At 64.3% G+C, this 13,331-nt stretch carries 12 protein-coding genes; 6 read left to right on the plus strand and 6 right to left on the minus strand.

Annotated elements, in window-relative coordinates; genetic code table 11:
* The first annotated feature begins 2 nt into the window (after positions 1-2).
* The 4 genes from ACM6UT_RS02380 (at position 3) to ACM6UT_RS02395 (ending at position 5,296) form a co-directional block, all read left to right on the plus strand.
* Positions 3-1,634: an alpha-D-glucose phosphate-specific phosphoglucomutase gene (locus ACM6UT_RS02380; RefSeq protein ID WP_416795763.1), complete on the plus strand. Its 1,632-nt coding sequence runs from the start codon at positions 3-5 to the stop codon at positions 1,632-1,634.
* A gap of 11 nt (positions 1,635-1,645) precedes the next feature.
* Positions 1,646-3,610, plus strand: a complete 1,965-nt coding sequence (gene glgX / locus ACM6UT_RS02385; protein ID WP_416795764.1) for a glycogen debranching protein GlgX — start codon at positions 1,646-1,648, stop codon at positions 3,608-3,610.
* Between the two features lie 139 nt (positions 3,611-3,749).
* Complete coding sequence (locus tag ACM6UT_RS02390) at positions 3,750-4,238, plus strand: MaoC family dehydratase (protein ID WP_416795765.1); 489 nt, start codon at positions 3,750-3,752, stop codon at positions 4,236-4,238.
* 2 nt (positions 4,239-4,240) lie between these two features.
* Positions 4,241-5,296, plus strand: coding sequence for a DUF2332 domain-containing protein (locus ACM6UT_RS02395; RefSeq protein ID WP_416795766.1), 1,056 nt, complete (start codon positions 4,241-4,243; stop codon positions 5,294-5,296).
* A 19-nt stretch (positions 5,297-5,315) separates the two neighbouring features.
* Here ACM6UT_RS02395 and ACM6UT_RS02400 read toward each other — a convergent pair whose 3' ends face one another.
* From ACM6UT_RS02400 to ACM6UT_RS02415, 4 genes are read right to left on the minus strand one after another with little or no spacing between them, the layout of a single operon-like run.
* Positions 5,316-5,870 carry a sarcosine oxidase subunit gamma gene (locus ACM6UT_RS02400; protein WP_416795767.1) on the minus strand — a complete coding sequence of 185 codons (555 nt, stop codon included), beginning with the start codon at positions 5,868-5,870 and terminating at the stop codon, positions 5,316-5,318.
* Positions 5,863-8,856 carry a sarcosine oxidase subunit alpha gene (locus ACM6UT_RS02405; RefSeq protein ID WP_416795768.1) on the minus strand — a complete coding sequence of 998 codons (2,994 nt, stop codon included), beginning with the start codon at positions 8,854-8,856 and terminating at the stop codon, positions 5,863-5,865. The genes ACM6UT_RS02400 and ACM6UT_RS02405 overlap by 8 nt, the downstream gene beginning before the upstream one ends.
* A complete protein-coding gene (locus tag ACM6UT_RS02410; protein ID WP_416795769.1) occupies positions 8,853-9,170 on the minus strand; it encodes a sarcosine oxidase subunit delta in 318 nt (105 codons plus the stop codon). Before ACM6UT_RS02410 ends, ACM6UT_RS02405 begins: the two co-directional genes overlap by 4 nt.
* An 18-nt stretch (positions 9,171-9,188) precedes the next feature.
* Positions 9,189-10,442 carry a sarcosine oxidase subunit beta family protein gene (locus tag ACM6UT_RS02415; RefSeq protein ID WP_416795770.1) on the minus strand — a complete coding sequence of 418 codons (1,254 nt, stop codon included), beginning with the start codon at positions 10,440-10,442 and terminating at the stop codon, positions 9,189-9,191.
* A gap of 295 nt (positions 10,443-10,737) precedes the next feature.
* On the opposite strand from ACM6UT_RS02415, the gene rpsU reads away from it, so the two are divergent.
* Together rpsU and ACM6UT_RS02425 are read left to right on the plus strand one after the other, a co-directional pair.
* On the plus strand, positions 10,738-10,965 hold the full coding sequence (rpsU, locus tag ACM6UT_RS02420; protein ID WP_112689917.1) for a 30S ribosomal protein S21: 228 nt from the start codon (positions 10,738-10,740) through the stop codon (positions 10,963-10,965).
* 190 nt (positions 10,966-11,155) lie between these two features.
* The gene (locus ACM6UT_RS02425; RefSeq protein WP_416795869.1) at positions 11,156-11,968 is read left to right on the plus strand and encodes a tetratricopeptide repeat protein; all 813 of its coding nucleotides are present in this window, start codon (positions 11,156-11,158) and stop codon (positions 11,966-11,968) included.
* Positions 11,969-12,133: 165 nt separating this feature from the next.
* Here ACM6UT_RS02425 and ACM6UT_RS02430 read toward each other — a convergent pair whose 3' ends face one another.
* Both ACM6UT_RS02430 and ACM6UT_RS02435 read right to left on the minus strand, forming a co-directional pair.
* Positions 12,134-12,358, minus strand: coding sequence for an aa3-type cytochrome c oxidase subunit IV (locus tag ACM6UT_RS02430; protein ID WP_416795771.1), 225 nt, complete (start codon positions 12,356-12,358; stop codon positions 12,134-12,136).
* 153 nt (positions 12,359-12,511) lie between these two features.
* Positions 12,512-13,273, minus strand: coding sequence for an N-acyl amino acid synthase FeeM domain-containing protein (locus tag ACM6UT_RS02435; protein WP_416795772.1), 762 nt, complete (start codon positions 13,271-13,273; stop codon positions 12,512-12,514).
* Positions 13,274-13,331: the final 58 nt, after the last annotated feature.

The following is a 13,331-nucleotide window of genomic DNA, read 5'->3' on the forward strand; positions in this document are numbered from 1 at the left end:
ATATGATTAAAACCGTTGCGACAAAACCTTACGGCGACCAGAAGCCCGGCACCTCCGGCCTGCGCAAGAAGGTTCCTGTTTTCCAGCAGGAGAATTACGCGCAGAACTTCATCCAGTCGATCTTCGACTCGCTCGAGGATTTCGCGGGCAAGACGCTGGTGATCGGCGGCGACGGGCGCTACTTCAATCGCGAGGTCATCCAGATCGCAATCAAGATGGCCGCGGCCAACGGCTTCGGCAAGGTGATGGTCGGCAAGGGCGGCATCCTTTCGACGCCCGCCGCCTCGAACCTCATCCGCAAGTACAAGGCCTTCGGCGGCATCATCCTTTCGGCCAGCCACAATCCCGGCGGCCCGACCGAAGACTTCGGCATCAAGTACAATACCGGCAACGGTGGACCGGCGCCGGAGAAGATGACCGACGCGATCTATGAGCGCTCCAAGGTCATCGACAGCTACAAGATCGTCGAGGCTCCCGATCTGGACCTCGACGCTGTCGCCACGCTGACACTCGGCGAGATGACCGTCGAGATCATCGACCCGGTGACCGATTATGCCGAACTGATGGAGGAACTCTTCGACTTCCCGGCGATCCGCAATCTCTTCAGCCTCGGCTTCCAGATGGTTTTCGACGCGATGAGCGCTGTGACTGGCCCCTACGCCAAGGAGATCATCGAGCGGCGACTCGGCGCACCGGAAGGCACGGTTCGCAACTTCACGCCGCTGCCGGACTTCGGCGGCCACCATCCCGACCCGAATCTCGTCCACGCGAAGGATCTCTACGACGAGATGATGAGCGGTGATGACGCCCCCGATTTTGGCGCCGCCTCCGACGGCGACGGCGACCGCAACCTGATCATCGGTCGCGGCATCTTCGTCACGCCTTCCGACAGCCTCGCGGTGCTTGCCGCCAACGCCCAGCTCGCCCCCGGCTATTCCGGCGGCATCGCCGGCATCGCCCGTTCGATGCCGACCAGCACCGCCGCCGACAAGGTCGCAGAAAAGCGCGGCATCGGCATCTACGAGACGCCGACCGGCTGGAAGTTCTTCGGCAATCTGCTCGACGCCGGCAAGGTGACGATCTGCGGCGAGGAGAGCGCCGGCACCGGTTCCGATCACGTGCGGGAGAAGGACGGCCTCTGGGCCGTGCTGTTGTGGCTCAACATCCTCGCAGTGCGCGGCGAGAGCGTCGAGGATATCGTCAACCAGCATTGGGCGACCTACGGCCGCAACTACTATTCCCGCCATGACTATGAAGGCGTTGATTCCGATGCCGCCAATGGCCTGATGGCCGCACTGCGCGAGAAACTGCCCTCGCTTGCCGGAACGAAAATCGGCGATCTCGTCGTGGCGACGGCCGACGACTTCGCCTACCACGACCCGGTCGACCAGTCGGTCTCCAGGAACCAGGGCATCCGCGTGCTGTTCGAAGGCGGCTCGCGCGTCGTCTTCCGCCTCTCGGGTACCGGCACCTCGGGCGCCACGCTGCGCGTCTACATCGAGCGCTACGAGCCGGATGCCAATCGGCATCATCTGGAAACCCAGGCGGCGCTGTCCGACCTCATCGCTGCGGCCGAAACGCTCGCCGACATCCGTGCACGCACCGGACGCGACGCACCGACCGTCATCACCTGAGGCGAGGACCGATGACCAGTTTTCCGTCCGGTGGCGTGGCGCTGACGGCGAAGGGATGCGATTTCGCCGTGTGGTCGCAGCACGCGGAACTCGTGGAGCTTTGCCTTTTCGACTCGGCGGGAGACGTGGAGATCTGCCGCCTGCCGATGACGCGCGATCCGAACGGGCATCATCGCCTGCATGTCGAGGGTGTCCGGCCGGGCGCCCGCTACGGTTATCGCGCCCATGGGCGCTATGTTCCCGATCAGGGCGACTGGTTCGACCCGTCGAAGCTTTTGGTCGATCCCTATACAAAGGAGATCGACCGCCCGTTCCGGCAGGATCCCCGCCTCGGGGTCTTCGGGGAGAACACCGATTCGCTCGTCCCGAAGGCGATCGTGACCGAAGACGTGGCCGTTATGCGCAAGCCTCCGCTCTTCGCGCCCGGCGGGCTGATCTACGAGGTTCCGGTCAAGGCCTTCACCATCCTTCATCCGGAGGTGCCGGAGCACCAGCGCGGCACGATCGCAGCCCTTGCGCACCCCGCCGTACTCTCGCATCTGAAGAAGCTGAAGGTCGATGCGGTCGAGCTGATGCCGATCGTCGCCTGGCTCGACGAGCGTCATCTCGGGCCGCTCGGGCTCGTCAACGGCTGGGGCTACAATCCCGTAGCCCTGATGGCGATCGATCCACGGCTCGCGCCGGGCGGCGTGGCGGAGCTCCGCGATACCATCGCGGCGCTCCATGCCGAAGGGATCGGCGTGATCCTCGACGTCGTCTTCAACCACACGGGAGAAGGCGACCGCAATGGCGGTACGCTCTCGCTGCGGGGCCTCGACAATCTCTCCTGCTATCGCCACCTGCCGGACAATCCTGGCGTCCTCGTCAACGACACCGGCTGCGGCAATACGCTTGCTTGCGATCACGTCTACGTTCGCCGGCTGATCCTCGACAGCCTTCGCCACTTCGTGCTCCATGCCGGCGTCGACGGCTTCCGCTTCGACCTCGCACCCATCCTCGGCCGCACCGCGCGCGGTTTTCACGCGACGGCCCGCACGCTGCACGCCATCGCCTGCGACGACGTGCTTGCCGACCGGGTTCTGATCGCCGAGCCCTGGGACGTCGGGCCGGGCGGCTACCAGCTCGGCAATTTTCCGCAATCCTTCCTCGAATGGAACGACCGGGCGCGCGACACCGTCCGGCGATTTTGGCGGGGAGACGACCATATGCGCGGCGCCTTTGCGACTGCCCTCGCCGGCTCGCAGGACGTGCTCGCCCGCCATGGGGAGACGACCTCACGGACGGTCAACTTCGTCGCCGCCCATGACGGCTTCACGCTTCTCGATCTCGTCTCCCACACCCACAAGCGCAACGGCCGCAACGGCGAGAACAACCACGACGGCCACGACGAGAACTTTTCCTGGAACAACGGTGCCGAAGGGGCGACCGACGATCCGGAGATCGTCCAACGCCGGCGCCACGACGTCGCCGCGCTCATTTCGACGCTGTTCTCCATGCGCGGCACGATCATGCTGACGGCCGGCGACGAGGGCGGACGAACCCAGCACGGCAACAACAATGCCTATTGCCAGGACAACGAAATCACCTGGATCGACTGGCAGACGATGGACCGCGGTCTCGTCAACCACACGGCCGTCGCCTCCGCTCTGCGCAAACGCTTCGACGTATTCTCCGGCACCGGCTTCTTCACCGGCGAGAACGGCGATGTCGAGTGGATGAATGCCGCCGGCGAGCCGAACACCATCCCCGACTGGGAGGAAGCGGAAGGTGCGACGCTCACCATGATCCTGAAGACCGGCGACCGGGAGACCGGGCGCGACGTCCGCATCGCCATCCTCTTCAACCGGGCGCAACGGCCGCGCCATTTCGTGCTGCCGCAGACGTCCGGCCTTGCCTGGCACAATCCCTTCTCGGGCGAGAAACTCGCCTCTATCATCCTGCAACCACGGACGGTGGCCTTGTTCATCGAGTACTAAATCAGATTGCCCGGCATTGGTCCGGTGCCCGCTACACGCTATGAAAGAAGAAATACTGTGGCTCGCGGTATCGCTCTGCGAAACGCCGGCATCCAAACAACAAAGGCATTTCAGACAATGAAAAATTCAGCGAGGACCCATGCCGCGTGAGATTTCGCTTTCGGATGTCGCGGGGCTCGTCGGGCAGGAGATCGGCCTGTCGGACTGGATCACCGTCGATCAGTCGATGATCGACGCCTTCGCCGGTGCGACGAACGACCACCAGTTCATCCACGTCGACCCGGTGCGCGCCGCCGCCGAGTCGCCCTTCGGCGGAACGATCGCCCACGGTTTCCTGACACTCTCCCTGCTGTCGGCCATGAACTACGACTGCCTGCCGGTGATCCGCGAGCAGACCATGGGCATCAACTACGGCTTCGACCGCATCCGCTTCATGTCGCCGGTGAAATGCGGCAAGCGGATCCGTGGCCACTTCGTCCTGACCGACGCGCGCTTCCGCGGCGCCGGCATGATGATGACGACCTACGAGATCAGCATCGAGATCGAAAACGAGCGCAAGCCGGCACTGACTGCCACCTGGATCACCATCGTGCAGTTCGATCCGAAGGACCGGCCCGAAGGAGTTTGACGATGGAGAAGCCGGAAATCGTCAGGCAATCCTTCCTGCGGCAGGCGCAATCCTGCGACGATCTCGGCTCCCCCTTTACGGCGCGGCTTTGCAAACTCGCCGCCGCGCGGTTGGAGGATGACACTGCAGTCGGAAAGTACGTCCTCAGATGGACAGGAGATCCGGCCGGCACCGGCGACGCACTCGCGCTGCGTCTTGCCGGCTCCCTGCACGCACTGGTGCTCTCCGGCCGGGCTCCCTCCCTCGCCGCAGCTTACCCGCCCCACACTATCGATGACGACGCGCTGTGGGCCGCCTGCGAGGCGGCATTCCGCGAACACGAAGGGTTCATACTGGAGCGGTTGAAATCTGCGCCGCAGACGAACGAAGTTCGCCGCTCCGCTGCCCTGTTGCCGGGCTTCCTGACCATCGCTGCCCTGACCGGCAAGCCGCTCGTGCTCTCGGAAATCGGGGTGAGCGCCGGGTTGAACCTGCAATGGGACCGTTACCGCTACCGTCTCGGCAATTCCCTCTGGGGGCCAGACTCGACGGTCGTGCTCGAACCGGACTGGCAGGGTGACGCGCCGCCGGCGGCCGATCTTTCCGTCCTCGACCGCGCGGGCTGCGATCTCAATCCGCTCGACCCCTCCGCTGCCGCGGACCGCCTGCGGCTCGAGTCCTACATCTGGGCAGACCAGAAGGACCGGTTGGAGCGCATCCGCAACGCCCTCGAAATAGCCCGAAGCAACAGCCTCACGGTCGAGCGCGCAGACGCCATCGACTGGTTGCGGCGACGACTCGCCAGCCGGTTCCGCGGCGCCGTGCATGTCATCTATCACACCATTGCCTGGCAGTACCTGTCGGACGCTTTGAAGGAAGAAGGCGAAACACTGATCCGCAAGGCGGGGCGGGAAGCATCGAACGATGCCCCGATCGCCCGCCTGCAACTCGAGGCTGACGGCAAGCCCGACGGAGCGGCGTTGACGCTTGAAATCTGGCCGTCAGGCGAGCGCCAGGAGATTGGCCGTGCCGACTTCCACGGCCGCTGGATCAAATGGCAGGGCTGGGCAGGCCTCTGAGCGGCCTGCCCCGTTTTCGTCAAGCGGCAGCGTCTTCCGCCGCTTCAGCAAGAAGCCCGAACGCATATTCCGCAAAAGACCGCCAGCACTCGACGCGGAAGGTTTCCTCGTCGACGCGGTAGAGCACGATCTCGATCTTGCCGAGCACCGTGCGCGCGACAGCCCCGACCGGAAAAATCGCGAGAGACAGGTCGAGCGGGCAGCCGGCATTCAGCGTGTTTTCCGCGCCCGGCCCCGAGACGACGATCGCCGTGTTGCGGTTGGAAACGTCGGTTGCGGCATGCACCACGCCCGCCTCGGCACAGGCGGCCATCAGGTCGCCGCCCTGCTCATCGATCACCAGCCATTCGTCCGGCCCGAGCCAGAGGGCCCTGCGGCCCTTGGCCGAGGCCGAGGTCTTCGGCTTGACCGGGAGCTTGACGCCGAGTGCCTTCGACAGGCCGGCCACGGCATCCGCTCCCGCCCGCAGCGAGATGCGCTCCGCCGGAACCGCCGGCGTCAGCCGGACGACCGTCGATCCGCCATGGGCGCCTTCCAGCACCGATTTCCGAGAAGCCGCCATGAGATCAGCCATGGATGCGTACCCCTTCCTTGTCAAAGAACACCATGTCCGTCACCTCGACGGCGATGGTCTTGTCGGCCATCGGGACATAGAGCGTTTCACCCATGCGGCTGCGCCCGCCTGCCACCATCGCGATCGCGATCGACCGGCCGGCATTCGGCGACCAGTAGGAGGAGGTGACATGGCCGAGCATGGTCATCGGCTTCGGCTGGTTCGGATCGGCGACGATCTGCGCACCCTCCTCCAGCACGGTGTTCGGGTCCTTCGTCAGAAGACCGACCAGTTGCTTGCGGCCTTCCTTGACGAGATCCGGGCGCTTCAGGCCACGTATGCCGACGAAGTCCGCCTTCTTTTTGGAGACGGCCCAGGCGAGGCCGGCGTCGTCGGGGGTGAGCGTCCCGTCGGTGTCCTGACCGACGATGATGTAGCCCTTTTCGGCGCGCAGGACGTGCATGGTCTCGGTGCCGTAGAGGCACGCACCCATGCTTTCCGCCCGGCTCCACACGGCCTCGAGGACCGAAGCGCCGTAATCCGCCGGCACGTTGATTTCGAAGCCGAGCTCGCCCGTGAAGGAGACGCGGAAGAGACGGGTCGGCACGCCACAGAACTTGCCTTCGGCAACGCTCATGTGCGGGAAGGCCTCGTTCGAGATGTCGATGCCTTCGACGAACGGGGCGATGATGTCACGCGCCTTCGGTCCCTGCACCGCGATCACCGCCCACTGTTCGGTGGTCGAGGTGAGCCAGACCTTCAGGTTCGGGAACTCCGTTTGCAGGTAGTCCTCCATGTGCTGGAGGACGCGCGGCGCGCCGCCGGTGGTCGTCGTGACGTGGAAGCGATCCTCGGCGATGCGGCCGACGACGCCGTCGTCATAAACGAAACCGTCCTCGCGGGTCATGATGCCGTAGCGGGCCTTGCCCGGCTTCAGCGTGTCCCACGCATTCGTGTAGAGAAGGTTGAGGAAGGTCGCGGCATCCGGACCGACCACCTCGATCTTGCCGAGGGTGGAGGCATCGAAGACACCCGCGACATCACGAACCGTCTTGCACTCGCGGCTGACGGCCTGATGCATGTCCTCGCCCGCCCGGGGGTAGTACCAGGCGCGCTTCCAGTTGCCGACATCCTCGAACTCGGCGCCCTGCGCCGCTTCGAAGAAATGCATCGGGGTCTTGCGGGTCGGATCGAAGAGATCGCCACGCGAGTGGTTGATCAGCGTGCCGAAGGTCACGGGCGTGTAGGGCGCACGGAAGGTCGTGAGGCCCACCTGCGGGATCGGCCTGCCGAGCATTTCGGCCGCGATCGCCAGGCCGTGCATGTTGGAAAGCTTGCCCTGGTCGGACGCCATGCCGTTGGTGGTAAAGCGCTTGATGTGCTCGATCGAGTGCATGCCCTCGCGGACCGCAAGGCGGATATCCTTGGCACAGACGTCGTGCTGGAAATCGATGAAGGCCTTGACGGTGGTGTCAGGCCCCGCCCCTTCCGCAGCGCCGATCATGCCGCCGGTCCAGTCGAAGGCGTTGCTGCCGGAAAGCTGCACCGGCGCAGCACCGGCGGCACCTGCCGCCGCAGCCATCGCCGCACCGGCCGAGGATGCCTCGTCGAGGATCGCCTGCAGGTCGTCGGTGCCGTTGCAGGTGCCGACCGAGACGCAGTCCTGCGCGTAGACATCCGGCAGGAACCGGTCGTTCACGGCGTCGAACCTCAGCTTGCCGCGAGACTGCGAGAACAGGTGCACCGACGGCGTCCAGCCGGCGGAGACGAGAAGCGCATCGACCTCGATCTTGCGCGACGCACCGCCACCGTTGCGACGGACGGTCATCGACTTGATCCGGAGACGACCGGCGGTATCCACCACGCCATGGCCGACCAGCACGTCGATGCCGAGCGAACGGGCTTCCGCGAGCACCTTTTCGCCGGGCTTTTCGCGGCAATCGACGATCGCGACGACGGAAACGCCGGCGCGCTTCAGGTCGAAGGCGGCTTCGTAGGCGGAATCATGGGCGGTGTAGACGCCGACCTTGGCACCGACGGCAACGCCGAAGTGGTTCAAGTAGGTGCGCCCCGCAGCCGCCAGCATGATGCCCGGACGGTCGTTGTTGGCGAACACCATGTGCCGCTCGATCGAGCCGGTGGCGAGCACGACGCGCTTGGCGCGGACCTGCCACAGTCGCTCGCGCGGCAGGCCCTTGGCGGGCTTTGCCAGGTGGTCGGTCACGCGCTCGGCGAGCGCCACGAAATTGTGATTGTAATAACCGAAGGCGGTGGTGCGGGTGAGAAGGCGCACGTTCGGCATCGAGGCGAGCTTCGCCGCGACGGACTGCGCCCAGTCGTAGCCGTTCTGGCCGTCAACGGTTGCCGAGGTGTCGTAGTGGAAAGCACCGCCGACTTCCGACTGCTCGTCGCAGACGATCACCTTGGCGCCGGCTTCAGCCGCCGAGAGGGCGGCCGCGAGACCGGCCACGCCGCCACCGACCACGAGGACGTCGCAGTGGGCGTAACGGTTGGAATAGTGATCCGGATCGGCCTCCTTCGGCGCGACGCCGAGACCGGCGGCACGGCGGATAAAGGGCTCGTAGACCGAATGCCAGAAGCTCTTCGGCCACATGAACGTCTTGTAGTAGAAGCCGGCGGCGAAGAACGGCGAGGCGAAGTCGTTGATCTCGCCGATGTCGAAGGCGAGGCTCGGCCAGCGGTTCTGCGTGCCGATCTTCATGCCGTCGAAGACTTCCTGCACCGTCGCACGCACGTTCGGCTGGCGGCGTGCCGCGTCGCGGCTGACGTCGAGCAGCGCGTTCGGCTCTTCCGGGCCGGCGGTCAGGATGCCGCGCGGACGGTGGTACTTGAAGGAACGGCCGGCGAGATGCATGCCGTTGGCGAGCATCGCCGAGGCGACGGTGTCGCCTTCGATCGCCGTCAAGCTTCGGCCGTCGATGGTGAAGCGCGCGGTTCTGGCCGGCGTGAGTCGGCCCTTTCCGGGAATACGGTTGGCGCCGCTCATTTGGCAGCTCCCTTGTCTTGGCTGTTGAGAACGGCGGCGACGTCGGGCTTCGGTTCGCCGGCCTTGTAGGTCATGAGGAACTTGTCGCTCACGGTATCGCGCACCGCGTTGAAGAAGCGGCCGCATCCATGGATGTGGCGCCAGCGTTCGAAGATGAGGCCCTTCGGGTTGTCGCGCAGGAAGAAATAGTCGGCGAATTCCTCGTCGGAGATTTCGGCGATGTTGGCGGGGCGCACGATGTGGGCCTCGCCGGCGCCGCGGAATTCGAGCTCGGAGCGCTCTTCTTCACAATGGGGGCATTTGATCAGCAGCATGATGAGCGGTCCTCGATATCAGTGCGCCACGGCAGCGGCGGCCGCCTCGTCGATCAGGCGACCGGTGCGGAACCGGTCGAGCGTCAGGCCGGCGGCGAGACGGTGCGGCTCGCCCCGCGCGATCAGATGCGCGAAGAGATTGGCCGAACCCGGCGTCGCCTTGAAGCCGCCCGTTCCCCAGCCGGCGTTGACGAAGAGGTTCGGCACCGGCGTCACGCTCTGGATCGGCGAACGGTCGGCGGTGTTGTCGGTGATGCCGCCCCACTGGCGCATCATCTTGACCCGGCGGAACATCGGGAAGAGCTCGCAGATCGCATCGAGCGTATGGGTGATGATCTGCAGGCCGCCGGTCTGGGAGTAGGAGTTGTACTGGTCGGTGCCGGCACCGATCACGAACTCGCCCTTGTCCGACTGCGAGATATAGGCATGCACCGTGTTCGACATGACGACGCAGGGGAAAATCGGCTTCATCGGCTCTGAAACGAGCGCCTGCAGCGGCGTCGAATGGACCGGAAGCTTGATTCCGGCCATCGCCATGACGACCGAGGAATGGCCGGCGGCGGAAACGCCGATCTTCTTGGCACCGATGAAGCCGCGGCTCGTATCGACCCCCGTCACCTCACCGTTCGGGCCACGCCGGATGCCGGTCACTTCGCAGTTCTGGATGATGTGGACGCCGCGGTCGGATGCCGCACGTGCGAAGCCCCAGGCGACGGCGTCGTGACGGGCCGTACCCCCACGCCGCTGCAAGGCCGCGCCGTTGATCGGGTAACGGGCGGTCTTCGAAATATCGAGAACCGGAACGAAGGCCTTGGCCTGCTCTGGCGTCAGCCACTCGTTGTCGATGCCGTAGAGCGTGTTGGCATGCACATGGCGCTTGAACGACTGCATGTCGTGGATGTTGTGCGACAGCATCATCACGCCGCGTGGCGAGTACATGACGTTGTAGTTGAGATCCTGGCTCAGCCCTTCCCAGAGCTTCAGCGAATGCTCGTAGATGTCCATGCTCTCTTCATAGAGATAGTTGGACCGGATGATCGTGGTATTGCGCCCGGTATTGCCGCCACCGATCCAGCCGCGCTCGAGCACGGCGACATTGGTGATTCCATGCTCCTTGGCGAGATAATAGGCCGCGCCCAAGCCATGACCGCCGCCGCCGATGATGATCACATCATAGGACGACCGGGGCTCCGGAGAGGTCCACTGGGCGTCCCAGCCCTTGTGACCGCGCAGCGCCTCGCGTGCCACGGCAAAAACCGAATACTTGCGCATTTCGCCTCAAACTCCTGTGGTTCAGGCAATTGGGTAGGGCCTTACAAGTCGCAAATCAATATGCCTTGCGAGCGCCCTTTTGCGACGCATTGCCGTCCGGCTTTTGACATGGGCCGACAAGACGGCGTTTCGCGGGATTTTTCTGCCCGCCGCATCTTCCCAGTCTGGACTTTCCAAGCCCGATCTGCTATTCGACCGCCAAATCGTCAGGCCTCCGCCTCACGAAGCGATAGATTTTTCGCCGGCGATCTGCTCCGGCGAGACCACAACTCTAAACCAAAGGAACGGGATAAACGTGCAGGTACTAGTCCGCGACAACAATGTTGACCAAGCGCTTCGCGCTCTGAAGAAGAAGATGCAGCGCGAGGGTATCTTCCGTGAAATGAAGATGCGCGACTATTATGAAAAGCCGTCGCAGAAGCGCGCTCGCGAGAAGGCCGAAGCCGTTCGCCGCGTCCGCAAGCTGGCCCGCAAGCGCATGCAGCGCGAAGGCCTGATCTCCGCCGGTCGTCCGGGCCGCTGATCCGTCGTTTTTTCGACGTTTTCCGATGTTCTAAGGGCGGGGGCGACGGGTCGCCACCGCTCTTTACATTTGTGAAGTCAAACACCTGCCCTCGTTACGGAAAGCATACCGGAAAATGGTCGTCACTTCTGTTTCCCCTCATGCCCTGGCACACAAGGTCGAGGAGCGCCGCCCTGCGCGCGTCGGTTTCATGCTCGGAACAGCGGCGGTGATTGCAGCCCTCGGGCTTTCTGGCTGTCAGTCGACGTCGACGACGAGCGACATGATCCGAATCGACCGGGCACAGGGGTCGGAAGAGAACATCGCCTCGCTCTCCGCCGTGATCGCGGCCAATCCGCAGGATCCGGAAGGCTATAACGTCCGCGGCTCCGCCTATGGCCGCGCCGGTGAATTCCGCAGGGCCGTCGACGACTTCAACACCGCGCTCAAGCTCAACCCGAATTTCTACCAGGCCTATGCCAACCGCGCGCTCGTGCTGCGCAACATGGGCAAGCCGGTGGAAGCGGCGAACGACTACAGCGCCGCGCTGCGCATCAACCCGAGCTACGACGTCGCCTATATCGGCCGCGGCAACATCTACCGGCAGGCGGGCCGAATCGACGAGGCCTTCAGCGATTTCAACCGGGCCATCGAACTCGACACCACCGACGGGCGGGCCTATCACAACCGCGGGCTGATCTACCAACTGCGCAATCAGCACGACAAGGCGATCGACGACTTCTCGAAGGCCATCTCGCTGTCGCCGAGCTCACCCGAGCCGCACAACGGCCGTGGCATCTCCTATCTGGCGCTGAACAACGACGACAACGCGTTCGCCGACTTCAACCACGCCATCGAGCTCAACCCGAAGGTTGCCGAATCCTGGGCCAACCAGGCGCTGGTCTACGAGCGGCGGGGCGACAAGGCTCGCGCGGCCAAGTCCTTCGCACACGCGCTGGCGCTCGATCCGAAGTACAAGCCGGCCGCCGACGGCCTCGCCCGCACGCGCGGCGCATCGAGCTGAGCAATCGGGGCCTGTGTGCCCCTTCCCCATTCTCGGTCATAGAGTGAGCCATCCACCGGCAGGTTCGACAGCGTCGCCATGCCGGCCGGTACGATCGTGCTCCTCGAAAAGAAAAGGCCCCGCCGGAGCGGGGCCTCGAAAGCTGTGACTGCAGCCGGTCCGGTATCAGCGCAGCAGGTAGATGCCGGCGATCGTAAGAACGACGAAAAGGACCAGCCCGCCGAGGAAGCCGCCGGCAGTGAAGAAGCCGGCCGCCATCGCGATCATCAGGGCAGCGAGAACGACCGTGCCGTATTTCGCACCGGCGATGAAGAGATCATAGGTCTTCTCATGCTCGGCATAGTTCATCGATGCGCCGGTTTCGACGGGTCCGGTGTGGTGTTCGCTCATGATCTGTCTCCCCTTGAGGCGGCCGCGATTGCTGATCGATGAAACTGTCGGCCGGAAACTCGGTTCCCGAGGCGGCAATCCATCGCTCTTCCCTTTCGTCCGACTTATACCAAGCGCGTGGGAAGTGCAATCGGCTCGCAACTGGCGTTCCGGTCAAAAATGAATGCCGTTGACGGCTCCCTGGATCTGACCCTCCGCCACGAGCCGCGCGGACGGGCGGATGGTAAGCGACGGCAACCGCGCCTCGCCGTGCCGACCGAACATCAGGCGGCGCTCGTGCTCCCCGGAATCGAAGAAGGGGTAGCGCTGGAGCAGCTTCGCACCCGTCTTGTGGGTGTCGGTCGCGAGCAGGTTCAGCTCGAGGCCGTAGATCTCCGTCATGCGTCGCTCGATGATGGTGTCCGCGTAGAACACGCGCCTGTAGAAGGCCGAATGCGCGGGACGCACGTGCTGCAGCACCCGGTCGGCCTTGAAATAGGCGGCGGCGACGATGCTCGGACGCAGCGTGATGTAGGGGATGACCGGGAGTTCCGCGGCCACCTGCGGATCGGCAGCGAACCGCGCGGGATCGATGAGCGTCAGTCCCGCATCGAGGAAGTCGTCGATCGCATCCGGGAACACGCCGGAGGACTGGCACACCGGATGGTCGGGCGTGACGTAGTGCAGCCGGATCGTGCTTACCAGTTCCTCGAAGTAGTACACGCCGAAGACGTAGGCGTGGTCGTCGAAGTCGATGTCGTCCAGCAGCCTTGCGCCGCCGACTGGCAGGACATCGGCCGCCTTGTAGGCGCGATAGCGCAGCCGTTCGATATCCCTGAAATCCTCCGCGCATTCGATCCGCCGGTATTCGACGTGGTCGAGAAGCTGGATAAGTCGTCCGGCAAAACTTTCCTCGACGGAAACATGTACATTCATCTGAAAAACTCTCGGTTAACGCTTCATTAACCAAAGAATAGCAGTCGCCGGCAACTTT

The organism is Ciceribacter azotifigens (genome assembly GCF_048159625.1).
In the GTDB taxonomy this organism is placed as follows: domain Bacteria; phylum Pseudomonadota; class Alphaproteobacteria; order Rhizobiales; family Rhizobiaceae; genus Allorhizobium; species Allorhizobium azotifigens.

Bases quoted from the DNA above. Each gene is read 5' to 3' on its own strand.
- ACM6UT_RS02410 (WP_416795769.1), bottom strand. From the start codon at position 9,170: ATGCTGCTGATCAAATGCCCCCATTGTGAAGAAGAGCGCTCCGAGCTC.
- ACM6UT_RS02390 (WP_416795765.1), top strand. From the start codon at position 3,750: ATGCCGCGTGAGATTTCGCTTTCGGATGTCGCGGGGCTCGTCGGGCAG.
- ACM6UT_RS02435 (WP_416795772.1), bottom strand. From the start codon at position 13,273: ATGAATGTACATGTTTCCGTCGAGGAAAGTTTTGCCGGACGACTTATC.
- ACM6UT_RS02380 (WP_416795763.1), top strand. From the start codon at position 3: ATGATTAAAACCGTTGCGACAAAACCTTACGGCGACCAGAAGCCCGGC.
- ACM6UT_RS02395 (WP_416795766.1), top strand. From the start codon at position 4,241: ATGGAGAAGCCGGAAATCGTCAGGCAATCCTTCCTGCGGCAGGCGCAA.
- glgX (WP_416795764.1), top strand. From the start codon at position 1,646: ATGACCAGTTTTCCGTCCGGTGGCGTGGCGCTGACGGCGAAGGGATGC.
- ACM6UT_RS02400 (WP_416795767.1), bottom strand. From the start codon at position 5,870: ATGGCTGATCTCATGGCGGCTTCTCGGAAATCGGTGCTGGAAGGCGCC.
- ACM6UT_RS02415 (WP_416795770.1), bottom strand. From the start codon at position 10,442: ATGCGCAAGTATTCGGTTTTTGCCGTGGCACGCGAGGCGCTGCGCGGT.
- ACM6UT_RS02425 (WP_416795869.1), top strand. From the start codon at position 11,156: ATGCTCGGAACAGCGGCGGTGATTGCAGCCCTCGGGCTTTCTGGCTGT.
- ACM6UT_RS02430 (WP_416795771.1), bottom strand. From the start codon at position 12,358: ATGAGCGAACACCACACCGGACCCGTCGAAACCGGCGCATCGATGAAC.
- ACM6UT_RS02405 (WP_416795768.1), bottom strand. From the start codon at position 8,856: ATGAGCGGCGCCAACCGTATTCCCGGAAAGGGCCGACTCACGCCGGCC.